A 21612-nucleotide genomic window follows, 5' to 3' on the forward strand; every position below is an offset into this window, starting at 1 on the left:
TCACAGCGGGGAGCGGTGCGGCGGCGCCGACGGGTGCAGCGCACCGCCGGGTGCAGCGCACCGCCGGGTCGGCACCGCCGCAGTGCCCTGCTTCCCGTGATGACGAGAGGCCAGGTCCTGGGGCCCGGGATGTATCGCGTGAACGCCCAGAGCGCGAGCCCGAGGCAGCTGAACGCGGCGCCCAGTGCGCATACCCGCCCCAGCCGGCCAGAGTGTAGAGCGAGGTCGCGGCGGTGACACCGATGGCGCTGCCGATGGATTAGAGAACCATGTATCCGCCGATCAGTCGGCTGCCCGCGTCCGGGTGCATCGCATAAAGCAGGGTCTGGTTGGTGACGGTTAGACATGAACGTGATGTGCTCGGTCCTGACGGCCATGGCGGTCAGCAACGCGAGGGTGTCGAATCGTTCGGGCCAGTACGGTGGGACCGGTCAGGATTCGAGAAGCGTTGGCCGCCGTGCGGCCCCTAGCGTGATGGTCATGGCAACCACCGCTTCCACCACAGCCCACACGTTCCTCGCGTCAGTCACCCTTGAGGTCGCCGACCCAGAAGCCGCCCGCCGCTTCTACACCGCCTTCGGCGTGAACACCCACATACGCCTGCAAGCTTCCCAGGCACCCTCCACCGGATTCCGCGGCTTCACCCTGGCCCTCACAGTCTCCAGGCCGACCAACGTAGACCACTTCGTCGACGCCGCCGTGGACGCCGGCGCGACGGTACTGAAGCCCGCCGCGAAGTCGCTGTGGGGTTACGGCGGTGTCGTCCAGGCCCCCGACGGGACGACCTGGAAGATCGCGACCTCGGCGAGGAAGGACACCGGCCCTGCGACGGGCGAGATCGACGAGGTCGTTCTACTGCTCGGCGTCGAGGACGTGAAGGCCACCAAGCAGTTCTACGTCGCACAGGGCCTGAGCGTCAGCAAGAGCTTCGGCGGCAAGTACGCCGAGTTCGCCTCCGGCCAGTCCAGCCCCCTCAAGCTGGCGCTGTACAAGCGCCGAGCCCTGGCCAAGGATCTCGGCGTCCCGGACGACGGCACCGGCGCGCACCAGGTCATCCTCGGCAGCACCAACGGCACCTTCACCGACCCGGACGGGTTCGTCTGGGAGAGCGCCGCGTAAAGCGCGCGGAGCCTGGATCTCTTGCCAGCGCATTCCTGTGGCACCCCCCTTGCTGAAGGTTCCGTGGGACAAGCTGGCGCCGAGAGCCCAGGGATGCCCGAGGCGCTGGTGACGATGCTGGTGCTGTCGGTTGCGCCAAAGGGCGCGGGCGGTCGACGGCAGCAACGGGACGGCGGCATGGACCTGACGGCACAGGACCTACGATCTCTGGCGAGCAGCGAGGTTCGGGAACGGGCCCCGAGGTTCAGGAAGAACGGCCGGAACGATATCCGCCTCTTCGTCCTCTCCCTCCTCTTCGTCGACGAGTTCGGCAATCTCAAGAGCGCCCAGCCCAAGAACGTCTGGTGAGCACTGATAACCGGCTGCTCCTACCTCGGCCGGCGTGACCCCGCCCGGGTGAGACGGTCCGTGGTGGCAGGTGCTCGTGCGCTTCGCCAAAGAGCCGACACCAACTCCCGTGCAACCAAACCTCTTGCTTCGCGAGTATGAATCAGTGGCCGCTTCAAGCGGCACCGGATTCCGGCGATCAGGAGGAGAAGTGCGTAAAGCCGTACTCGGGTTGTTCGTGGCACTGGCGGCTGTGCTGGTCGTAGTACCCCTCGCCGGCGCCAGCCAGACCGAGACCGTCGCCTGCTGCGGCGGCACGACCGGCTTCCCGTAAAGCACGCGCCGTCAGCCCAATGTTGGATGAGGGCCCGTCAGCTTGCTTGCGGGCCCTATCCCCCGTTCGCTGCTCACCGACGCGCCGAACTCCCATCCGTCGGAACCTGCGCCGACGTCGAACTCGCCTGCCAACCAGAGTTCCTCGATCTCGTCCCAGTCACCGCGGCGTCCGTCAATCCGCAGGGGTGCGGTGCTTGGCGTTGTGCATGCCGTAATGCAGGCCATGTGTCCTCGGAACGCACGCGAAATGACAATCCGTCGGCTCTTCTACGGCGCTGTGAAGAGCGCCGGGAAGCGTGGGCCCAACCACGGCTTGCGGCCCCAGACAACGACCTTGGCGCGGGCCATGACGGTGGGGGCGGTCCAGCGGCCGAGGGCGAGGAGGAGGAAGGCGACGGGATCGATGGCGATCGTGCAATCGGGGCGTCGGGGCGGGGTGTCGGTGACCGTGGGCACGCCGTCCGCGAAGGTGACAGCGAAGCGGTCGCCGCCGGTCCGCACCAGATAACACGCCCGGTGGTTGGCCGCGCCGGCGCTCACCACACGCGGCATGGCCAGTCGCATGAAGGGCAGCGTGAACCTGACCACGTCCCGGTCGACCATATGCGGCCCGCGCAGCGCGACCGCGATGTCGTAGCCGTGCCCGAGCAGGTGGGTGAGCAGGTACGAGCCCAGGGTGGCCAGGTCCATCGGCCCCATGGGCGTCAGCACCGCTTCCCGCGGGCTGCGGCCGGCCGCGGCCACGACGAAGGCCCGGGCCGTGTCCGCGATCTCCGCGCCGAGGACGGCAGGATCTCGCTGCGGGAAGGCGGCCAGGGAGGCGCGGTTTGCCGCCGCCAGTCCGGCGGGCGTCCCGTCGCCGTAGGGACGGTTCTTGCCCGCCCCGATGTCCGCCATCAGCTTCCCCGCCAGCGCGAGGTGCGCCGCCGCCTCTCCCACTGTCCACTCGGCGCCCGGCAATGGCGTCCGCGGGTCGGCACCCGGCCCCAGCAGCGTCGCGATCCGGTCGGCGGTGGCGACAATGGCATCCTCGGGTGTCATGGACGCGATCGTGTACGCAGCCGGACGACCTGTCCAGTGTCCGGCCGGGCCCGCTGGAAAGAGGGCAGTCCACGTTCATACGCCTCCTCCCCCGCAGTCTTCCGTCGGATCTGCGTTCACCCTGAGGTCGGAAAGACACGAACCTCCCGCGAGGCGCGGGACCGGGACCGGGACGGACACCATCACGAGCGAGACGACAATCCGCGAATACGGCGAACGCCGTTGCACCGGTCGAGTCCGGAACCGGTGAGGCCCGCTCGTAGAGCGCCAACTCTCTGAGGCGGACACTCCGGACCCCCGCCGCGTACGAGCGGGGACTGGCTGATTGCCCGCTGGTCCGGGAGCGACACGGAATCGGCCCGATTACCGCGAAGCGTCTGCCGTGGCGGCGACTGCGAGGGAGCAGCAACGCGGCCGGGCCCTCGGGGACGACAAGGTCTCACGTCCCCGCCGTCGCCACTCGAACGGCCCACCCTTATCGCGGCTCCGGGACGGCGAGCCGACAGTGAGGGGAACGCGCACTCTGGGCCCGCCATCGGCCGACGGCTGATCCCATCAGTCCGGGAGAACTCATGTCCGTCTACTTGTACCGCCTTGCCCGCTGGGCGTTCCGACGCCGGCGCACCGTGCTCGCCGTGTGGATCCTCGCCGCGGCCGTGGCGATCACCCTCTCGGTCGTGGGCGGCGGCAAGACCGACAACACCTTCACGGTCCCCGGCACCGAGTCGCAGCAGGCCACCAATCTGCTCAAGAAGAAGCTGCCCGCGCTGAGCGGTGGCCAGACCCAGGTCGTGTTCGCGACCCATGGCAGCACCAAGGTCACCGACCCGTCCTACAAGGCCGGTATCGAGGCCGCGGTCAAGAATCTCAAAACGGTGCCGCAGGTGGGCCTGGTCACCGACCCGTTCGAGTCGAAGTCCATCTCCAAGAACGGCCATGTCGCTCTCGGCTCGGTGCAGTTCAACGCGCAGCCGCCCGACGTGAAGACATCGACGCTGGACGCGGTGAAGGCCGCGGTCGTGCCGGCGCAGGACGCCGGTGTGGAGGTCGAGTACTCCGGCAGTGTCTACCCCGGCTGGGAACTGAAGATCTCCGAGGTGCCGGAGATGGTCGGCATCCTGGTCGCCTTCGTGATCCTGACCATCACCTTCGGTGCGCTGGTCGCCGCCGGACTGCCGATCCTCACCGCGATCATCGGCATCGTCGTCACCCTGATGAGCATCAGCGCCCTGGCCTCCGTCATGACGATCGCCTCGACCTCGACGACGGTGGCGACGATGCTCGGACTGTCCTGCGGCATCGACTACGGTCTGTTCATCCTGGCCCGGCACCGCAACAACCTGCTCACCGGTATGAGCATCGAGGACTCGGTGGCCCTGGCCGCGGGCACGTCGGGCAGCTCGGTGGTCTTCGCCGCGCTGACGGTGATGATCGCGCTGTGCGGGCTGTCCGTGGTCGGAATCCCCTTCCTGACCGTGATGGGCCTCGCCGCCGCGGGAGCGGTGCTGGTGGCACTGCTGATCGCGCTGACCCTGATGCCCGCGATGCTGGGCTTCGCGGGGAACAAGGTGGCGAGGTTCATCAGTACGCCGCTGCGCCCGGGGCACCACGAGAACGTCGCCCAGATCGCCGCGACCGAGCCGGAGCGTACGTTCGGAGCCGCCTGGGCACGGTTCGTGGTGCGCTTCAAGGTGCCGCTCCTGATCGGCGGGATCGCCGTCCTGGTCGCGCTCGCCGTGCCCTCCACCAAGATGGAACTGGGGCTGCCGAGCGGATCCTCGCAGCCGAAGAAGAACACCGCGCGCAAGGCCTACGACCTGATCACCGACAACTTCGGGCCGGGCTTCAACGCCGCGCTCCTGGTGGTCGCCGACGGCGTCCCCAATGCTGACGCGGCGGCTCCGATCACCACCGCGCTGGCCAAAGTCCCCGGTGTGGTGTCCGCCGCACCGATGGCGGCCGGCAATGACGTGACCGTGATCCGGGTGATCCCCAGCACTGGCCCCAACGACCAGCAAACCACCCATCTGGTCAATCGGATCCGGGACGAGCGCTCCACGATCGAGGGGAACACGGGTGCGGCCATCCTGGTGGGCGGCACCGCGGCCTCCAACATCGACGTGTCGAGCAAACTCTCCTCGGCGCTGCCGGTGTTCCTGGTCGTCGTGGTCGGTCTGGCTTTCATCCTGCTGACGCTCGCGTTCCGGACGATCCTCATTCCGATCAAGTCGATCGTCGGCTTCCTGCTGTCGGTGTTCGCGGCCTTCGGTGCGCAGGTCGCGGTGTTCCAGTGGGGCTGGGGCGAGCGGCTGTTCGGCATCCCGCCGAGCGAAACCATCAGCTTCCTGCCGATCCTGATGCTCGCGATCATCTTCGGTCTCTCCAGCGACTACGAGGTGTTCGTCGTCTCCCGCATCAAGGAGGACTTCACCAAGAACGGAGACGCCCTCAAAGCCGTGGAGCGTGGCACCGGCCTCGCTGCACGCGTGGTGACCGCGGCCGCGCTGATCATGTTCAGCATCTTCGTGGCCTTCATGTTCACCGACGATCCGACCGTCAAGGCCATCGGATTCAGCTTCGCCGTCGGTGTCCTCCTGGACGCCTTCGTGGTCCGGCTCACCCTGGTGCCCGCTCTCATGGCCATCGTCCGCGCCAAGATCTGGTACCACCCGAGATGGTTCGACAGATACGTCCCCGACCTGGACATCGAGGGTGACCGCCTTCAACACCGGGTCGGCACGAGCGATTCCCCTCCGCCCGCCGACGAACCCACAGCGGTCCACTGATACGCGCCTGGCTCCCCCGCGTTGCCGGTGGGGCCGACGCGGCGAGCGGCAAGCAGTACGTCGATGCCGCCGCCGGAGCCGGGATGCAGGACGCGTTCGCCTTCGTGGTGGTCGGCCGGCGAGGTCGACCAGTTACATAGACTATGAATATAAAAAGGCTATGCTTTGAGCGTGAGTCGTCAACACACCGCTCCTGGCACGTCCGCCGCCATCGGGGCAGCCCTCTACGGCCTGGCCACCAGCGCCGCGAGGCGCCTGCCCCGGGACATGAGCCTGACGTCCGCCGCCACCCTGGCCACCCTGGACCGGACCGGCCCGCGACGCGTCACCGATCTGGCCGCGGTCGAGGGCGTCACCCAGCCCGCGATGACCGCCCTGGTCCGGGTGATGGAGGGGTCCGGCCTGGTCGAGCGGCGGGGCGACGCGTCCGACAAGCGGGTCACGCTGGTGTGCCTGACCGAGGCCGGCGCGTCCTATGTCCGCGCGCGGCGCCAGGCCGGCGTCCACGCGTTCGAGCGGCTGATCGGCGACCTCACCGGCGACGAGGTCGAGGCACTGGTGGCGGCCCTTCCGGCGCTGAAGCATCTGGCAGAGCTCGAATACCAGGACCGCGAAAGGCCGAAGCAGTGACCGAGCAGCCGGTCAGCGGGGTCGAGGCGAAGGCGTTCCCGGTGGCGCGTTCCGAGGCGCCGCTGCTGGCCCCCACCCTGCTGTTCATCGCTCTGGTCGTGGCGACGGTCGCCAGCCTCGGGACGCCGCTCATCACCAGCGTGGCGACCTCGTTCCACGTCTCGCTCACGCCGCGGGTCCGGACCCGGATCGCCGACCCCCTCCTCCCGGCCGGCAGCGCCGTCGTGGGCGGTGGCGAGTTCGCCGTGTTTCGCGGCGGCCCGGGCGAACCTGGCCAAACTGTTCGCGGCGATGGGCGTGCTCGGCTTCGGCGTCGGCGGTTTCTCGGCCGCGATGCCCGGCGTCATCCTGGCCGTCACCCCAAGGAGCGAGACGTCGAGCGCTATGAGCTTCAACTGCGTCCTCCGCAGCGTCGGGGACTCGCTGGGCAGCGCCATCGGAGGCCTGATCCTCGCCGCGGGCACCGGCCCCAGCCTCGCTCCCGCCCGCCGGCGCTCGTCCGAGACCAATCCGTACGTCAGATGCACTCATCCCATACTGGAGGTTCCATGCCCAAGGGCTACTGGGTCAGCGCCTACCGCACCATTTCAGACCCTGAGAAGCTGGCTGCTTACAACCAGCTGGCCGCTCCTGCCGTCAAGGCCGCGGGCGGTCGGGTCCTCGTCCGTGGCGGTCGGGTCGTGGCGCATGACGCCGGAATCGCCGAGCGCACCGTCCTGATCGAGTTCGACAGTTTCGAGCAGGCCGTCGCGGCGCACGAGAGTGCGGCCTACCAGGAGGCGTTGGTCGCCCTCTCCGACGGCGTCGAGCGCGACTTCCGCATCGTCGAAGGCATCGACTGACCGAGGTCCGGTCACCAGGCAGGCCGAGCACCTAGCCGACGGCCCGGACCGTGCCCCCTCCCCCCCCGGCCGCCTCCCGCACGATGGCCCCCAGCCGCTGACAGTCCTGCGGCAGCACGCTAGGGGCGATACCGGCGGCGCGGGCCGCGATCAGCGGCACCGACCGGCCACCTGCCCCTGTCTCCGGCGCCAGCGGCGCCGGAGACAGGTACCCCCGACGCCCTGCTCGCTGATCCGCTGCACGACCCGCGCGGTCACCACCAGCTCATCACGCTCCACCCGCACATCGGCCAGCTGCTTGACCAGCGCCTCTTCCAGAACCAGGACCGGGACTCAGGCCGCGACGAGCTCCTGCTCACGGTCCGGCGTCGTGGCCGCCTTGGGCTTCTTGTTCGGGAGCGAGAGCCGGAAGACCTTGTGCCACGCGGAGAACACCTGCTTGGGCAGTGGCCCGGTGACGTACTCCAGCTCGTACTTCTCGAACAGCGCGCGCACCTTCACCGCGACCTCGGCATACCGGTTGCTCGGCAAGTCCGGGAACAGGTGGTGCTCGATCTGGTGGGAGAGGTTGCCGGTCATGAAGTGCATGGCCTTGCTGCCGCTGATGTTCGCCGAGCCCATCATCTGGCGCAGGTACCACTGGCCGCGCGTCTCGCCCTTGATCGACCGGCGCTCGAAGACCTGCACGCCCTCGGGGAAGTGCCCGCACATGATCACCGAGTGGGTCCAGAGGTTGCGGACCAGGTTCGCGGTGAACGTGGCGGCGAGCGTGGGCAGGAACGACGGGCCCGACAGCAGCGGGTGGATCACGTAGTCCTTGAGCACCTGCTTGCGGATCTTGCGGCCCACGGCCCTGGCCCGCGCGCGGAACTCCGGGTTCTTGCGGCGGCGCTTGTTCAGGTTCTTGCCGAGCTCCAGGTCGTAGGCCGCGATGCCGTACTCGAAGAAGCAGGCGTTGAGGAAGTTCCACAGCGGCTGACCGAGGTGGAAGGGGTGCCACTTCTGGTCCTCGTCGACGCGCATGATGCCGTAGCCGAGGTCGTTGTCCTTGCCGATCACGTTCGTGTACGTGTGGTGCAGTTCGTTGTGCGAGTGCTTCCACTGGTCGGCCGGCGAGACGTGATCCCATTCCCAGGTGGTGGAGTGGATCTTCGGGTCCCGCATCCAGTCCCACTGGCCGTGCAGGATGTTGTGCCCGATCTCCATGTTGTCCATGATCTTCGCCACGGACAGACCGGCGGTGCCGATCACCCACGCGGGCGGGAAGAGCGAGAACAACAGCACGCCCCTGCTGACCAGTTCGAGCTTGCGCTGCGCCGAGATGACCTTGCGGATGTACGCGGCGTCCTTCTCGCCGCGCTCGGCGATCACCTCGTCGCGGATCGCGTCCAGCTCGCGGCCGAGCTCCTCGATCTGCTCCGCGGTCAGGTGGGCGGTGGGGTCGATGGCGGTCAAGGTGCTCCTACCGTTCGATGTCACAGGGGCCCGCGGCGGCGGACACGCAGGTCTGGATGAGGACGCCCGGCTCGGCCTCGGTGATCTCGCCGGTACGCAGGTCGCGGACGGCGCCCGCCTTGAGCGGTGAGACACAGCCGAAGCAGATGCCCATGCGGCACCCGGAGGGCATGAGCACTCCGGCCTCCTCGCCGACGTCCAGCAGAGGCGTGTTGCCGTCCGCGTCGACGGTCTTGCCGGTGGCGCTGAACGTGACCTCGCCGCCGTCGCCGGCGGTGACGATGCTGGGGCGGAAGCGCTCGGTGTGCAGGCGCTCGGGGACGCCGTGTTCGGCCCAGTGCTTCTCGGCGGCGTCGAGCAGGCCCGCCGGCCCGCAGGCCCAGGTCTCGCGCTCGGCCCAGTCGGGCACGAGTTCGTCGAGACGGGCGATGTCGAGCATGCCGTCCGTGTCGGAGTGCACCTCGGTGAGCCGCAGCTTCTTGTCCGCGACCAGGTCGTGCAGTTCGCTGCGGAAGATCACGTCCTGCGGCTGTGGCGCGCAGTGGACCATGACGACGTCGTCGAACTCGGTGTCGCGCAGCATGCCCATCACGGGGGTGATGCCGCTGCCGGCCGTCAGGTAGAGCACCTTGGCGGGCTTGTCCTGCGGCAGCACGAAGTCACCGGTCGCCTGGTCGAGTTGGATCAGCGTGCCCGGTCTCGTCCTGCGGACCAGGTGGTTGCTGACCTTGCCGTCCGGGATCGCCTTCACGGTGATCGTGAAGCGGCCGTCCGAGCGGTTGGTCGGCGAGGTGAGGGAGTAGGCGCGCCACAGGCGCACCCCGTCGACGTCGACCCCGATCCGCACGTACTGACCGGCCGTGTGGCCGCGCCAGCCCCGTCCCGGCCTGATCACGACGGTCGCGGCGTCACCCGTCTCGGGGTGTACGGCCTCGACGCGCCCACGCAGGTCGGCGCCCGCACGCAGCGGGCTGACCAGGTCGAGGTAATCCGACGGCAGCAGCGGCGTCGTGACCATCTCCAGCAGTTTCCACGCCCTGCTGCGAAGGGCAGTACTCGTCATGGCTCCAGCTTGCTGCGCCGCAGGGCGTAAAGTCCTGACCGCAGGACGTGAATCTGGTCGGTCGAATTGTTCGCAGGGAACAAAAACGTGAGCCATGCAATCCAGAGGGCCAGCGAACTGGCCCTGGATGAGACGACGGTCACCGCACTTCGGGCGGCGCTGACGAGCACCGCCGATGAGGTCGTCGAGGCGATCATCGACGAGGTCCCCTCCTACGCCAACGCCCTTTCGGGCCGTATGGGCGTCACCATCCGCCGAGCCGTCCGCACCGCCCTGGGGAACTACCTGGACCTCGCGAGCGGAAATGCCACGGGCGGCGACGCCGGTGACGCCGCCTACGAGCTGGGCCGCGGCGAGGTGCGCGACGGCCGTTCGATGGACGCCCTGCTCAGCGCCTACCGCGTCGGCGCCCGCGTGGCCTGGCGATGCCTGGCGGCGGGTGCCGTACCCGCGGGTCTGCCCGCCGCCGAGGTAGCCAAGTTCGCCGAGCTGACCTTCGCCTACATCGACGAGCTCTCCGCCGCGAGCGCCGCGGGCCACGCCGACGAACTGGCCGCGCGGGGCAGGGCCCAGGAACGCCACCTGGAACACCTGGCCCGCGACCTCCTCGCCGGCGCGAGCCCGGACGTGCTGCTCGCCTCCGCTCAACGGGCCGGCTGGCAGGCCCCGGTGTCACTGACGGCGGTCCTGCTGCCCGCCGCCCAGGCCCGGCCTGCCTACCGCGCGCTCGACCCGAGCACCCTTGTCCTCGACGATCTGCCGGACGCCACCGGTGTGCTGCTCGTCCCCGACGCCGACCGACCCCATCTCCTGCGGCAGCTGACCGACCGTACCGCCGTGGTCGGCCCGGCCCGGCCATGGACGCGAGCGTCCGCCTCGTACGCACGAGCCGTACGCGCCCGCTCCCTCTCCCCTGACATCCGCGACACCGAGGACCACCTGCCCGAACTGGTGCTGAGCGCCGACGCGGACGCGTTCGCAGACCTGCGTGCCCGTGCTCTCGCACCGCTGCGAGCCTTGCCTGCCGCGACCGCACGGCGACTGGAGGAGACGTTGCGGGCGTGGCTGCTGCACCAGGGCAGGCGGGAGGAGGTGGCGGCGGCGTTGTTCGTCCATCCCCAGACGGTCCGGTACCGGATGTCGCAACTGCGGGAGCTGTTTCCGGATCTCGCGTCGCCCCAGCGGGTGCTTGAACTGACGCTGGCGGTCGGCCTTCGGGTCCACTGAGGCGCATCTCGACCCTCCACGACCGCGGCCGGACCGGGTCACTGCCTCCCTTCCGACAGGTCAACCGGACGGCCGACCGGGCCGGACCGGCACACCGCGCGCGGGATGATGGGGACGCAATGACGGAACCAGAGGCCGGGAGCTTCCATGACGAACCGGGTGCACCGACCCCGCGAGGACGCAGAGTTCGATTTCATCCTCGGAATGAGCGGAGTCCCGGTCCTCGCGTACTTCACCGGCACATGGCCCAAGGCGATCGAGCCCTGCCGGGTGATGGACCTCGTCATAGGCGGCATCGCCGACGACTACACGGGCCGCCTGACGGCGGTCCGCGCCGACATCACCCGCTGTCCGGCCGCAACCGAGCGATACGAGATCACCGGAGCACCCTCCTATGTCCTGCTCAAGGAAGGAGAGGCGGTCGCGCACGGCGCGGGGCCCATGACCATCGCCGAGGTAAGGGAGTTCCTGGACGGCCACCTCTGAGCGTCCGCTGCGGCTGGTGCGCGGCACGGTCGAAGCCCGGCATCCGCGCCGCACGGTTGCAGGCAATGTGGCGTGTGATCTTGGACCATGTCGCCGCCATCCGCCGCGAGCACGGCCCCCAGGCCGCCACCTCGGCGGACCGAACTAGAGCAGCCTCAGGACACCGACGACCTTGCCCAGGATCTGCGCCTCATCGCCGGGGATCGGCTCATAGGCCGAGTTGCGGGGCATGAGCCACACCCGCCCCTCCTGTCGACGAAGCACCTTCACGGTTGCCTCGTCTTCCAGGAGCGCGGCGACGATGTCACCGTGGTCGGCGCTGTCCTGGCGCCGGACGGTCACGATGTCGCCGTCGCAGATCGCGGCCTCGATCATGGAGTCGCCCGAGACGGTCAGGGCGAACAAGTCGCCGTCACCGACGACTTGGCGGGGCATGCAGTAGACGTCCTCGACCATCTCTTCCGCGAGCAGCGGCGCGCCGGCGGCGATCCGTCCTACGAGCGGTACGTCGACCGGTGCCTCGCTCCGGCTGTCCAGGTCGGGTGCCCATGACGGGCGGACGCGATAGGCGCGGGGCCGGTGCGGGTCGCGGTAGATGATGCCCTTGCGCTCCAGGGCCATCAGTTGGTGAGCGACGGAGGAGGTGCTGGCGAGGTCGACGGCCTTGCCGATCTCCCGCATCGACGGCGGATAGCCCTGCTCGCCGACCGCCTGACCTATGTAGCGGACGATGGCCGCCTGTCGGTCCGTCAACTCTCCCGCTGCCGCTCGGATGCCTGGCGGGCGGCCCGAACGTTTGGGTGCGGTGTTCTCCATCCGAGGCCCCTCCATCCAAGATCGTCTGAAAGGACCCTATCTCGCTTCTCACGGTAAATGGAACATCTTCTCGAATCTGTGGCAGTCCGCGATGAGCCGTGAAAGGAGCGGACGTATCTGGTCGAGAGGCGTCACGGCGTCGCGATGCCTGTCAACGGCGCCAGTACGGCGGGCTGCCATCATGCCGAGATGGCCCACGACATAGTGTTCTTCCTCGCTCCCGACGACGGGGCTGCCGCTGCGACGCGCCTTCGGGGACCTGCTCCGACCCTTCAGACGGTGACCTGCCGTTTCATTGAGCCGGACAGTGCCATCGCCGAGTGGGACATGTACTTCGAGGAGCCCTCGGTCGAACTCCCGTCGCTTGAGCGGCTCCTTGATTGGCCGTGGCCGGAGTGGGTCACTGCCCCGTTGAACGATGGCGTCGAGGTGTTCGCTCTACCGCGGCGGTTGACCCGGGCGTTGGCCGGCGCCGGCTCCACCGAGTTGGAGGAGCTGGCAGGTCGCTGGACCACAAGGCTCAGATCCGCTGACGGGGACGATATGACCGACGATGATCTGCTGGCGGTTCTGCAGGGAGTTGCCCGGCTCGCGACGTTGGCGGTGAGCACGGGTGGTGGCCTGTACAGCTGGAGCTTCTGACATCCCCCGAGGTCGAGGGATGTGACACGTGCTACGCGCGTGGTTCCTCAGACGCGTGCCGGGTGGTAGACACAGCGAAGTCACAGTTCCTGTCCGCCAGCAGGAGGGTTGTCCCGTATGTCTGCGACACGCCGTCAGATCCTCGCCCGCTCCGGTGCCCTGGGAGCGGGCATCGCGTTCAGTGGAGCACTGTCCGAACTCTTCGCCGGAACCGCCGCCGCACAGGGCATCGGTCACACCGGCTACGGCCCCCTGGTCCCCGACCCGGACGGCCTGCTCGACCTCCCGAAAGGCTTCCGCTACAAGGTCCTCTCCCGTGAGGGTGACCGGTTGCGCTCCGGTGAGGGCACGGTCCCCTCCAACCACGACGGCATGACCGCTCTGCCCGGTCGGCACGGCCGGGTCCACCTGGTCCGCAACCACGAGAACCGCCCCACCGCGCGGTTCTCCGTCCCCACCATCGCGGGCCTCACCTACGACCCGGAGGGCAAGGGCGGCTGTACGGCCCTGACGCTCGACGGCCACAACAACGTCCTGTCCGAGCGGGTCGCCATCGCCGGCACCGCCGTCAACTGCGCGGGCGGACACACCCCTTGGGGCACCTGGCTCACCTGCGAGGAGACCGAGGACACCGCCGGCACGAACGGCTACACCAAGGACCACGGCTTCGTCTTCGAGGTCGACCCCGCCGACCCGCACCGCACCGGCGCCGTGCCGCTGACCGCCATGGGCCGCTTCCAGCACGAGGCCGTCGCGATCGATCCCAAGAGCGGCACGGTCTACGAGACCGAGGACGCCTTCCTCAAACCCTTCGGCCTCTTCTACCGGTTCCTGCCGAACAGACCGCAGGGCGGCACCGGTTCGCTACGCGCGGGCGGCCGGCTGCAGGCGATGCGCGTGCCGGGCGTGGCCGACCTGTCCGCCGTCCAGGAGACCGGCACCACCTTCCACAACATCGAGTGGGCCGACGTGCCGGACCCGCTGGCGGCGCAGACGCCGATCCGGCTCCAGGACTTCGGACCCAAGGGCATCACTCACGCGCAGAAGCTGGAGGGCTGCTACTGGGGCGGGCGGTGCGTGTACTTCGTCTCGTCGTTCGCGCACAGCGCGGAGGGCTCGGCGGCCGACCACTTCGGCCAGATCTGGCGCTACGACCCCGCCGCGCGCCGGCTGACCCTGGTGATCGTCTTCGGCCCGGACACCGACGTCCAACTGCCGGGCGAGTCCCCGGACAACATCTGTCTCGCCCCCAGCGGCGGCCTGATGGTCTGCGAGGACGGCAACGGCGCGCAGCACGTCTTCGGCGTCACGCGCCGCGGTGAGGTGTACGCCATGGCCCGTGGCCGGCAGAACATCGGCACGCCCCAGGCCCCGGAGTGGGGCGAGTTCGCGGGCGTCACCTTCTCACCCGACGGCGACACGATGTACGTGAACTGCTACACGCCGGGCACCACGTTCGCCGTCACGGGCCCCTGGCGCAGGTAGCTCCACACGTGCGGGGCCGCCGCGACCACGGCGGCCCCGCACGCCCGACCGAGCAGGGCGAGCAGGGCGAGCAGGAATGCCATCCGCCGCCCGGTGAGGGAGCAGACCAGTCCGCCGTGGGCCCTCCTTGCGCCGTCATTTCCGCATAGTGATCATTCACGCGCGTCGCGCGGCAGCCGTTTTGCGCACTCGCCTGAGTGGCCGGCCCCGCCCTGACAGTCCGCGGCGCCCCCGGGACGTTCCGCGCCGACCGCCCGGCGGACGGAGGCCGTGGGCAGCCGTCGGTGAACGGTTCGACATCCGCAGCCGATCGCCACCCTGCGGAGGCTGAAGACGGCGCTCGCTGCGACCGGTGTCACGGCGGTGCAGTGGGACGCGTGGTGAGCGGGGACCAGCTCGTGACGGACGCGGTGGCCGTCCGCATGGTCGTGCCGGAACTGCGCGCGCATGGCTTCCGGTTCGTGAAGAGGTCCCAGTTGACCGGGACGGCGAGCACTCACGGGTGACCGGCTTAGGCTGGAGGCATGAGCGACGACAGCGACGACACCTATTGCCTGATCGACGCCACCCGACCGCCGCAGGCCGACGGCCCGCCGTACGCGGAGTGCATGCTGTGCCGTGAGCCGACCGAGTACCCGCAGTCCTACAAGGGGATCACGCTGTGCCCTGTGTGCGAGTGGCAAGAGGCTCAGCGAACGGCCTGCTCGGGCTGACTCCTTCCGAGAAACATTCGCGACGGGCCGACCGTTCCGGGGAATCTGCGCGACGGCGGCGAGCTCCGGGGAAGAGCTGCTGAGCAGTCACCGTTGCGCCAGGGAACCAGATCGTTGCCTTCGGTGTCGGCCACGCCGATCAGTCGTTCCAGCCGGCGGCCCAGGCTGCAGTCTCGGTGACATGTCGTCCGTCCCCGGTCCGGGTACCCCTACGATGTCTCGGCTGACGGTGCTTGATCGGCGGCTCATCGGGTACCGCGCTTGAATGAGGGTGATATCCGTATGGGCAGGCGATTGCTGAAAGCGATGGGTTCGTGAATCGTCTCGGCGGCTTCGGCGACGACCGGGCGAGCACGCCCGGGGACGATCCCGTGTCGCTCGCGCTCGAGATCGCCGATGCCGTGGACGGTCTCGCGAACCTGTGGGCCGTGGCCAGTCAGGCGGCGAGTCTCCGGTTGTCACCGCATCAGCTGCGGGCGTTGCGGATCCTGGAACTGGAGCCGGGGCTGAATCTCACCACTCTGGCGGAAGGCATGGAGATCGGGCCGCCGACGGCCAGTCGACTGTGTGATCGCCTGGAGGCGGCGGGGCTGCTGGAGCGGGTGCTGCATCCCCACAAGCGGCGTGAAGTGCAACTGCACCTCACCGGACAGGGCCGCCAGGTACTGGACGAGGTGGCGTCGCACAGGTCGTCCGCCCTCAGCGCGGTACTCGCGGCGATGGAACCGGCCGAGAGGGAGGCTCTGGGGCGGGGTATGCGCGCTTTTGGGTCCGCGCAGGGCGGTACTGGCCCGGAAACCGGCAGTGGCGCCTGGTGACAGCCAGGGTCAGTCGCCTCGGCCGTTCCAGTCGAGAGCGACGACTGCGGCGTCGGACATGAGGTCGCCGCCGCCACGGTGTTCGACCAGACCGGCGACGACCGCCCGCGCGGTCTCGTGCGCCGGTACGGCACGGGTGGCGCCGAGAATCTGACGCAGCACCTGCTCACCGAAGAGATCTCCCGCAGCGGAGCGGGTGCCGTGCACCCCGGTGCTGACCGCGATGAGGCGGTCCCCGGGTTCGACCTGGAACGTCTGTTCCTCGTAGAGGCTCTCCTCGAACATGCCGAGAGGCATCTGCGTATCCAATTCGATCCGTTCAGTGCGCCCACCGCGGTGGCGGAACAGGTGCGGAGAGCCCGCGTCCACCGCGCGCACCTCACCGGTGGCCAGGTCGAACTGGAGCAGCAGCGTGGATGCGTACGCCTTTCCGCCGTACCGCGAGTAGACCGCCTGGTCGGCCAGGGCTGCCTGGTCGGCCAGGGTGGTACCGGCTCGGCGGGCGTTGCGCAGCGCGCCGACCGTGAGACTGGTGAGAAGGGACGCCTCGATGCCCTGGCCCATCCCGTCGGTGACGGTGAGGATGAGGTGATCGGCGGAGGTGGTCCAGTCGAAGTTGTCGCCACCGATGGCGTAGGCGGGTTCGAGGTGGGCACCGATGGTGTACTCCTCGCGAGCGCAGCCGAGGCCGGGCAGGAGCTGCCACTGCATCTCGGCGGCCAAGGTGAGACGTCGGGTGCGTCGGGCCTGTAGGTAGAGGTCGGTGTCACGTCCGGCGGCGACGACTTCGTGTCCCAGTGCCGTGGCGACCTCCTGGAGCTGGAGCACCGTGTCGGGGGCCGCGGCTCCAGGGGGCAGGTGTACCGAGAGCACGCCCAAGCGGTCGCCGCGCACGCTGATAGGCAGATGCACCCGGTGACCGGCGGGTTCGTGCAGAACTTCGACGACCGGACTCTGGTGGAGGAAGGCGCTGCCGGCCGGGCCGTCGTGGGCGGGAAGGGAGTCGGTGGTGTACGGCAGGTGGGACACGGGCTGCAGGACGGTCAGCCCGTAGTCGGCGAGCAGGAGTGTCACCTCCTGGGCACCTGTCCGCTCGGCGAGGATGCGGCGGGTCACGTCGACCAGGGCGTGGGGCGCGGCCGCGCGCAGTTCCGCTTCCACCGAGGGACGCGCTTCAAAGGCTTGCACCAGATCCACCCTCTCACCTTCTGCTCGCCACGCTACTGCCACAAGTGTGGCGGCAGGTCTACAGGTCCGGTTCCCGCTCGGCCAGGGGCTCCATGTGGCACAGCAGCAGGCAGACGTCGTCGTCGCGCTCGGACTCGTACAGAAGGGGCTTGAGCAGTGCGTCGGCTGCGGCGTCCACGTCGTGTTCCAGGTCCGCCGTGGTCAACGCACCGACGGCCTGGCCGAGGCGTTCGATGCCCACGTCGATGCCCTGCGCTCTGCGCTCGACCAGACCGTCGGTGTAAAGGAGCAGAGACGAACCTGGCTGCAGAGCGACCCTCATGTCCCTGTAGGTGTACGGCAGGGGAATGCCCAGCATGACGCCCGGCTTGTCGTCCAGCGCGTGAACGCCACCGTCGCTGCCGCGCACGACGGCGGGTGGGTGGCCTGCCGAGGCCCAGACGATCTCCGGTTGGCCAGGACGGAAGCGGACGATCATCGCGGTGGCATACAGCTCCGGCTGCTGATGGCGGAGCATGCGGTGCAGGCGGGTGAGGATCTCGCCCGGGCTGTTGTCCTCGGCCGCGTAGGCGCGCAGCGCGGTGCGCAGCTGGCCCATGACAACGGCCGCGTGCAGACCGTGCCCCGTCACGTCGCCTATCACGGCCAGCGTGCTGCCGTCAGGCTGGCGGAACGCGTCATACCAGTCGCCGCCGATGTTCAGGCCCCGTGTGGCGGGAAGGTACCGCGCGGCCAGGAGGAGGCCGGGCACGGTGGGCAGATCCGTGAGCTGAGCCCGTTGGAGGGCCTCGGCGGTGTCGCGGGACTGCTCGTAGCGGTGGGCGTTGTCCAGAGCGATACCGACGCGGCGGGTGAGTTCGACGAGCATCACGGAGGTGTCGGCGTCGAACCCGGATTCTGGGGCGGTCAGGGTGAGGACGCCCAGCAGGCGGTGTGTCGTGAGGGGGATGGCCAACAGGGCCCGGTGCGGGGACAGGCTGGAGGGCGGGAGGTCGTCCACGCCGGGCAGGTCACCGGGGTGGACGGCGGCGTGCTGGGGACGACCCGTGCGGGCGGCGGCCACCGCGGCCGCCGAGTGATCCCGTGTCCGAGCCGGATGGTCGGTGTCCTGATTCGCGGGTTCCTCGTCGAAGAGCCAGACGTCGACGCTCTCCGTGTAGTCCGGTACGAGCATTCCGGTCAGGGCGCGCAGGATGGCCTCGGGACTGAGGGATGCCGAGATGGCCGCGCTGGCATCGGCCAGGAAGGTCAGCAGGCGACGGGCCCGCTCCGCCTGCGCACGGGCGGACCGCTCGGCTTCGAGAAGCTCGCGCTGGACCAGGGCCGCGGCCTCGAGGTCGTGATGCAGTGCCAGGACACCTTGATTCGTCTGGTGCAGCTCCTCCCGGTGGAGCCGGACGAGACCTTCCTGCTCGTCCAGGAGCCTCAGTACGGCCGCGGTGTTCTCGTCGGCACGCAGCAGCGCTTCGGGCAGCGACATGTCCGCCTCCACGTCCTCCTGGGCAGGCGGCCTGGCCAGCTGACAGGTGAGGGTGGGCTCGTCGCCGGGGCCGGACGAATGGGAGTCCACTGGCAGCACCGTGACGTCGAGGCGCGCGGGGTGGGCGGCGTCGGTCTGCCGGACCCGGAAGCGGAGTTCCCACTGCCCGTGGCGGTCCAGGCAGCGCAGCAGCTGGGCCGTCAGCAAGGTCGTGAAGCGGGCGCGTTCCAGCGGAGGCGCTCCGGCAACCGTGATGATGTGATCGAGGGCGGCGCGGGCCTCGGCGGCGTCGGCGGTCGACGCGATCTTCCAGACCTTCGGGGGTGGGGTCATGGCAGTAGGTCGGATGGGTCGGGGGCCAGTACGGCCACGCTGGTGTCGTCACGCAGCGGTAGCGCCGCGCTGCTGCCGTCGCGCAGGACCACCGCTGCCACCACAGCCGGGTCATGGGTGTGCAGCCGGGCGTCGCGCGGGGGCGTCCAGCGGCTGGGGAGTCCGTCGCTGTGCAGGATGAGCAGGCTGTCCGGCTGCCAGGCCGCCCGGTGCTGGGGAACGGTGGCGGGAAAGTGGGCTCCGACGATGCCCGGGTGCGAGACGAGGGGTTGCCAGGTGCCCGCGGAGCGGAGCCTGGCGCCGATGTTGCCGACGCCGGCGAAGGCGAGTTGCCCCGTGGTCTCGTCGAGCTGTGCGATGCCGATGGTCGCGCCTCGAGTGGGCCGCAGCGCGGTGTGCAGATGCCGCAGGATCTCGGCCGGCGGCAGGTCCGCTCGTCGGCGCAGATCCTCCACAGCGGTGGTCGACGCTTCGGCCGCCTTGCCGCCATGACCGAGTCCGTCGGCGAGCATCAACGTGACCAGTGAGCCGGAACGTACCCAGGTGAAGGCGTCCCCGGAGTGCTCGGCATGGTCCAGGGGGACGTTGATGCTCCCCGCCCGGACGCCTGTGCGCGCGGGAATCGCCCCGGCGCGGCGCGGGGACCGCGCTCGTGCCGTACGGATGCGGGCCACCGCGACAGTGCCTCGTTCGCTACTGCTGTGCAGGTCGAATGCATCGGATGTACGACGGCAGGTGCCCAGGCCCGCGCCCAGCGAGGACGTGGCAGTGGTGTAGCCGTCCCGCAGCGCCGCAGGGACGTCGGCGATGCCCGGCCCGTGGTCGAGGGAGGTGATCTGGACGCAGGGCGCGTCGGCGGCGAGGGTGGCGGCGGGTCCGGTCAGGTTGATGACGATGCGGCCGCCGACGGCGTGCTTGACGAGGTTGGTCGCGAGTTCGGTGGCCACCAGCGCCGCGGCCGCCATGGAGTCGGTGTCCAGGCCGGCGGTGGCGCAGGCGGCCTCCGTGGCGACGCGCACGTCCCGGACCCTGGTGCTGTCCGCAACCGTGATGTCCCAGGCCCTGCTCATGGCGCACCTGAGCGCGGCGGGTGAAGACCCGCGGCCCACTCGGTGACGGTGACGGTGGTACCCAGCCCGGGGCGGCTGTCCAGTGCGAAGTCCTGTACCAGCCGTTTGGCACCGCTGAGCCCCATGCCCAGTCCGGCGCCGGTGGTGTAGCCGTCGGTCATGGCCAGAGCGATGTCCCTGATGCCCGGGCCTGAGTCGACGAAGGCAAGCCGCAGCCCGTGGCGGTCGCCGTCGCGCAGCGTCGTGATCTCCACGTGCCCGCCACCTCCGTGGACGAGGGTGTTGCGGGCCAGTTCGCTGGCCGCGGTCACCAGCTTCGTCTGCTGTACCAGGCCGAATCCGAGGTCGGCGGCCGCTTGGCGTACATGCTGGCGCACCCAGGCGAGGTCGGCGTCCGAGCCGATGGAAAGACGGGTGGTCGAGGCGAGTGGGGCATGCATCACGCACCCTCTTCCGGGCGAGCGGGCCGGACGGTCGAAAGCGTGCGGCCCAGGAGGGCCATGGCCCCGTCGACATCCAGGGCCGTGTCCAGGCCGGGCAGGGTGAGTCCCAGCTCGACCAAGGAGATGGCGACTGCCGGGCGCATGCCGACCAGCACGGTGCCGGAGGCTAGGAGACGTGCGCTCGCGGCGATCTCGCCGAGGACGCGGCCGAGGAAGGAGTCGACGATATCCACACCGGAGATGTCGATCACGACACCGCCCACGGGTAGCGGACTGTTCGCGATGCGGTGGGTGATGTCCTGCTGGAGTTGTTCGGCCGCACCGTCGTGCAGATCTCCGTGCAGGGTGATGAGCAGCAGGTCTCCCAGCGTCAGTACCGGCACGGGTGCCGGATGAGGGGCGGCGAAGTCGGTCACCGTGGCAACGCTCCGGCGACTTCGCGGGGCGAGACGGCGATGCCCTGCCGGGTGAGCGCGTAGGCCAGGGCGTCGGCGAGTCCGGCCCGGGTGAGGATCGAGCCGAGGTCGATTCCGAGGTGGACGATGGTCTGCGCGATGGCGGGACGGATACCGGAGACGATGCACTCCGCGCCCATGAGACGGGCGGCGGCGACTGTCTTCATCAGGTGCTGGGCCACGAGCGAGTCGACGGTCGGCACACCGGTGATGTCGAGGATGGCGTACTGGGCCCGCCGGTCCACAATCGCTTCCAGGAGACTCTCCATCACGATCTGGCTGCGGGCGCTGTCCAGGGTGCCGATCAGCGGAACGGCCACGATGCCTTCCCACAGCTCGATGACGGGCGTGGCCACTTCCAGCAACTGCTCGCGCTGCCGGGCGATCAGTTCCTCGCCGGCGCTGACCGTCGTCTCCATGACCACGAGCCGGAGTGTCCCCATCAGGACCGTCAGATCCAGCAGACACGCGTGAGCGCGCTCGTCGGTGAGGTCCTCGAACTCGGCTCGAAGCAGTGTGGTGACGGGTTCGCGCAGTCCGGCGACCTCGCTCATGAGCTGTGACGGACTGATGCCGGCGAGGGCTCGGGAAGCGGACATCCGCCTGAGCTGCTCTCTGACGGTGTCGAACCCGGGCGCCACGACATCCTCGAGCCGTCCGGTCCGGGCGACTTCGGCCAGGGCGTCCACCACGGCCTTGCATGCCTCTACCGCCTCGTCCCGGGAGACGGTGAAGACCGTACGGAAGAGAGCGGCATCCGCCCAGCGCTGGGCGATCTGCTCGCGGCGTCCTTCCAGGAAGCCGCTCAGCTCGCACGTCACCCCGCGGTCCGTGTCGCTCTCCGTCACGTGCATCTT

Annotated in this window: 23 protein-coding genes and 2 pseudogenes; 13 read left to right on the forward strand and 12 right to left on the reverse strand. The window is 69.4% G+C overall.

Translation table 11 applies throughout. The features are described 5' to 3' along the window. Window positions 1-134: 134 nt before the first annotated feature. Window positions 135-337, reverse strand: a pseudogene (locus ACIQI8_RS42970) (MFS transporter); the annotation flags it as partial. A gap of 143 nt (window positions 338-480) precedes the next feature. On the opposite strand from ACIQI8_RS42970, the gene ACIQI8_RS42975 reads away from it, so the two are divergent. The 3 genes from ACIQI8_RS42975 (at window position 481) to ACIQI8_RS42985 (ending at window position 1780) form a co-directional block, all read left to right on the forward strand. Next, complete coding sequence (locus tag ACIQI8_RS42975) at window positions 481-1119, forward strand: glyoxalase (RefSeq protein WP_402363961.1); 639 nt, start codon at window positions 481-483, stop codon at window positions 1117-1119. A gap of 93 nt (window positions 1120-1212) precedes the next feature. Beyond that, on the forward strand, window positions 1213-1467 hold the full coding sequence (locus ACIQI8_RS42980) for a hypothetical protein (RefSeq protein WP_402363964.1): 255 nt from the start codon (window positions 1213-1215) through the stop codon (window positions 1465-1467). A 190-nt stretch (window positions 1468-1657) separates the two neighbouring features. After that, complete coding sequence (locus ACIQI8_RS42985) at window positions 1658-1780, forward strand: hypothetical protein (RefSeq protein WP_402363967.1); 123 nt, start codon at window positions 1658-1660, stop codon at window positions 1778-1780. 269 nt (window positions 1781-2049) lie between these two features. Here the strand turns inward: ACIQI8_RS42985 and ACIQI8_RS42990 are convergent, their stop codons facing one another. Then, the gene (locus tag ACIQI8_RS42990) at window positions 2050-2823 is read right to left on the reverse strand and encodes a maleylpyruvate isomerase family mycothiol-dependent enzyme (RefSeq protein WP_402363970.1); all 774 of its coding nucleotides are present in this window, start codon (window positions 2821-2823) and stop codon (window positions 2050-2052) included. A 572-nt stretch (window positions 2824-3395) separates the two neighbouring features. Between ACIQI8_RS42990 and ACIQI8_RS42995 the strand changes: the two genes are divergently transcribed. Beyond that, the gene (locus ACIQI8_RS42995; RefSeq protein WP_402363973.1) at window positions 3396-5609 is read left to right on the forward strand and encodes an MMPL family transporter; all 2214 of its coding nucleotides are present in this window, start codon (window positions 3396-3398) and stop codon (window positions 5607-5609) included. 17 nt (window positions 5610-5626) lie between these two features. Here the strand turns inward: ACIQI8_RS42995 and ACIQI8_RS43000 are convergent. Continuing rightward, window positions 5627-5719: pseudogene (locus ACIQI8_RS43000) on the reverse strand (arsenite S-adenosylmethyltransferase); the annotation flags it as partial. A gap of 61 nt (window positions 5720-5780) precedes the next feature. Here ACIQI8_RS43000 and ACIQI8_RS43005 point away from each other — a divergent pair. Next, window positions 5781-6239, forward strand: a complete 459-nt coding sequence (locus ACIQI8_RS43005; protein ID WP_402363975.1) for a MarR family winged helix-turn-helix transcriptional regulator — start codon at window positions 5781-5783, stop codon at window positions 6237-6239. 548 nt (window positions 6240-6787) lie between these two features. After that, entirely contained in the window at window positions 6788-7081 is a 294-nt protein-coding gene (locus ACIQI8_RS43010) for a DUF1330 domain-containing protein (protein WP_402363977.1), read from the forward strand. Window positions 7082-7414: 333 nt separating this feature from the next. On the opposite strand, the gene ACIQI8_RS43015 is transcribed toward ACIQI8_RS43010, so the two are convergent. Together ACIQI8_RS43015 and ACIQI8_RS43020 are read right to left on the reverse strand one after the other, a co-directional pair. Then, window positions 7415-8536 (reverse strand): fatty acid desaturase family protein, encoded by a 1122-nt coding sequence (locus ACIQI8_RS43015; protein ID WP_402363980.1) that lies wholly within the window; start codon window positions 8534-8536, stop codon window positions 7415-7417. A gap of 7 nt (window positions 8537-8543) precedes the next feature. Beyond that, complete coding sequence (locus ACIQI8_RS43020) at window positions 8544-9599, reverse strand: ferredoxin reductase (protein ID WP_402363983.1); 1056 nt, start codon at window positions 9597-9599, stop codon at window positions 8544-8546. 87 nt (window positions 9600-9686) lie between these two features. Here ACIQI8_RS43020 and ACIQI8_RS43025 point away from each other — a divergent pair, with 87 nt between their 5' ends. Together ACIQI8_RS43025 and ACIQI8_RS43030 are read left to right on the forward strand one after the other, a co-directional pair. Next, window positions 9687-10826, forward strand: coding sequence for a PucR family transcriptional regulator (locus ACIQI8_RS43025; RefSeq protein ID WP_402363985.1), 1140 nt, complete (start codon window positions 9687-9689; stop codon window positions 10824-10826). Window positions 10827-10973: 147 nt separating this feature from the next. Then, on the forward strand, window positions 10974-11312 hold the full coding sequence (locus ACIQI8_RS43030; protein ID WP_402363988.1) for a thioredoxin family protein: 339 nt from the start codon (window positions 10974-10976) through the stop codon (window positions 11310-11312). Between the two features lie 144 nt (window positions 11313-11456). Here ACIQI8_RS43030 and lexA read toward each other — a convergent pair whose 3' ends face one another. Beyond that, a complete protein-coding gene (lexA, locus tag ACIQI8_RS43035) occupies window positions 11457-12143 on the reverse strand; it encodes a transcriptional repressor LexA (protein ID WP_402363991.1) in 687 nt (228 codons plus the stop codon). Window positions 12144-12317: 174 nt separating this feature from the next. Here lexA and ACIQI8_RS43040 point away from each other — a divergent pair, with 174 nt between their 5' ends. From ACIQI8_RS43040 to ACIQI8_RS43060, 5 genes are all read left to right on the forward strand, one after another. Beyond that, a complete protein-coding gene (locus ACIQI8_RS43040; RefSeq protein WP_402363993.1) occupies window positions 12318-12770 on the forward strand; it encodes a hypothetical protein in 453 nt (150 codons plus the stop codon). Between the two features lie 117 nt (window positions 12771-12887). Beyond that, window positions 12888-14255, forward strand: a complete 1368-nt coding sequence (locus ACIQI8_RS43045) for an alkaline phosphatase PhoX (protein WP_402363995.1) — start codon at window positions 12888-12890, stop codon at window positions 14253-14255. A 380-nt stretch (window positions 14256-14635) separates the two neighbouring features. Beyond that, window positions 14636-14761 (forward strand): hypothetical protein, encoded by a 126-nt coding sequence (locus ACIQI8_RS43050; protein WP_402363998.1) that lies wholly within the window; start codon window positions 14636-14638, stop codon window positions 14759-14761. An 18-nt stretch (window positions 14762-14779) separates the two neighbouring features. Continuing rightward, entirely contained in the window at window positions 14780-14968 is a 189-nt protein-coding gene (locus ACIQI8_RS43055; RefSeq protein WP_402364001.1) for a hypothetical protein, read from the forward strand. Between the two features lie 314 nt (window positions 14969-15282). Then, a complete protein-coding gene (locus tag ACIQI8_RS43060) occupies window positions 15283-15786 on the forward strand; it encodes a MarR family winged helix-turn-helix transcriptional regulator (protein WP_402364004.1) in 504 nt (167 codons plus the stop codon). A 9-nt stretch (window positions 15787-15795) separates the two neighbouring features. Here the strand turns inward: ACIQI8_RS43060 and ACIQI8_RS43065 are convergent, their stop codons facing one another. The 6 genes from ACIQI8_RS43065 to ACIQI8_RS43090 are packed head-to-tail and all read right to left on the reverse strand — an operon-like array spanning window position 15796 to window position 21609. Next, window positions 15796-16983, reverse strand: coding sequence for a PP2C family protein-serine/threonine phosphatase (locus ACIQI8_RS43065; protein WP_402364007.1), 1188 nt, complete (start codon window positions 16981-16983; stop codon window positions 15796-15798). Window positions 16984-17032: 49 nt separating this feature from the next. Next, window positions 17033-18787: a PP2C family protein-serine/threonine phosphatase gene (locus tag ACIQI8_RS43070; RefSeq protein WP_402364010.1), complete on the reverse strand. Its 1755-nt coding sequence runs from the start codon at window positions 18785-18787 to the stop codon at window positions 17033-17035. Continuing rightward, window positions 18784-19857, reverse strand: a complete 1074-nt coding sequence (locus tag ACIQI8_RS43075; RefSeq protein ID WP_402364013.1) for a SpoIIE family protein phosphatase — start codon at window positions 19855-19857, stop codon at window positions 18784-18786. Before ACIQI8_RS43075 ends, ACIQI8_RS43070 begins: the two co-directional genes overlap by 4 nt. Further along, window positions 19854-20297 carry an anti-sigma regulatory factor gene (locus tag ACIQI8_RS43080; RefSeq protein ID WP_402364086.1) on the reverse strand — a complete coding sequence of 148 codons (444 nt, stop codon included), beginning with the start codon at window positions 20295-20297 and terminating at the stop codon, window positions 19854-19856. The genes ACIQI8_RS43075 and ACIQI8_RS43080 overlap by 4 nt, the downstream gene beginning before the upstream one ends. After that, on the reverse strand, window positions 20297-20716 hold the full coding sequence (locus ACIQI8_RS43085) for an STAS domain-containing protein (protein ID WP_402364016.1): 420 nt from the start codon (window positions 20714-20716) through the stop codon (window positions 20297-20299). The genes ACIQI8_RS43080 and ACIQI8_RS43085 overlap by 1 nt, the downstream gene beginning before the upstream one ends. Beyond that, window positions 20713-21609: an STAS domain-containing protein gene (locus ACIQI8_RS43090; RefSeq protein ID WP_402364019.1), complete on the reverse strand. Its 897-nt coding sequence runs from the start codon at window positions 21607-21609 to the stop codon at window positions 20713-20715. The genes ACIQI8_RS43085 and ACIQI8_RS43090 overlap by 4 nt, the downstream gene beginning before the upstream one ends. Between the last annotated feature and the right edge of the window lie 3 nt (window positions 21610-21612).

This window comes from Streptomyces sp. NPDC092369, from assembly GCF_044755245.1.
In the GTDB taxonomy this organism is placed as follows: domain Bacteria; phylum Actinomycetota; class Actinomycetes; order Streptomycetales; family Streptomycetaceae; genus Streptomyces.

Coding starts and splice junctions, on each gene's coding strand:
- ACIQI8_RS42975 (WP_402363961.1), top strand. CDS start 481: ATGGCAACCACCGCTTCCACCACAGCCCACACGTTCCTCGCGTCAGTC.
- ACIQI8_RS42980 (WP_402363964.1), top strand. CDS start 1,213: ATGCCCGAGGCGCTGGTGACGATGCTGGTGCTGTCGGTTGCGCCAAAG.
- ACIQI8_RS42990 (WP_402363970.1), bottom strand. CDS start 2,823: ATGACACCCGAGGATGCCATTGTCGCCACCGCCGACCGGATCGCGACG.
- ACIQI8_RS42995 (WP_402363973.1), top strand. CDS start 3,396: ATGTCCGTCTACTTGTACCGCCTTGCCCGCTGGGCGTTCCGACGCCGG.
- ACIQI8_RS43010 (WP_402363977.1), top strand. CDS start 6,788: ATGCCCAAGGGCTACTGGGTCAGCGCCTACCGCACCATTTCAGACCCT.
- ACIQI8_RS43020 (WP_402363983.1), bottom strand. CDS start 9,599: ATGACGAGTACTGCCCTTCGCAGCAGGGCGTGGAAACTGCTGGAGATG.
- ACIQI8_RS43030 (WP_402363988.1), top strand. CDS start 10,974: ATGACGAACCGGGTGCACCGACCCCGCGAGGACGCAGAGTTCGATTTC.
- lexA (WP_402363991.1), bottom strand. CDS start 12,143: ATGGAGGGGCCTCGGATGGAGAACACCGCACCCAAACGTTCGGGCCGC.
- ACIQI8_RS43040 (WP_402363993.1), top strand. CDS start 12,318: ATGGCCCACGACATAGTGTTCTTCCTCGCTCCCGACGACGGGGCTGCC.
- ACIQI8_RS43045 (WP_402363995.1), top strand. CDS start 12,888: ATGTCTGCGACACGCCGTCAGATCCTCGCCCGCTCCGGTGCCCTGGGA.
- ACIQI8_RS43055 (WP_402364001.1), top strand. CDS start 14,780: ATGAGCGACGACAGCGACGACACCTATTGCCTGATCGACGCCACCCGA.
- ACIQI8_RS43070 (WP_402364010.1), bottom strand. CDS start 18,787: ATGACCCCACCCCCGAAGGTCTGGAAGATCGCGTCGACCGCCGACGCC.
- ACIQI8_RS43075 (WP_402364013.1), bottom strand. CDS start 19,857: ATGAGCAGGGCCTGGGACATCACGGTTGCGGACAGCACCAGGGTCCGG.
- ACIQI8_RS43080 (WP_402364086.1), bottom strand. CDS start 20,297: ATGCATGCCCCACTCGCCTCGACCACCCGTCTTTCCATCGGCTCGGAC.
- ACIQI8_RS43090 (WP_402364019.1), bottom strand. CDS start 21,609: ATGCACGTGACGGAGAGCGACACGGACCGCGGGGTGACGTGCGAGCTG.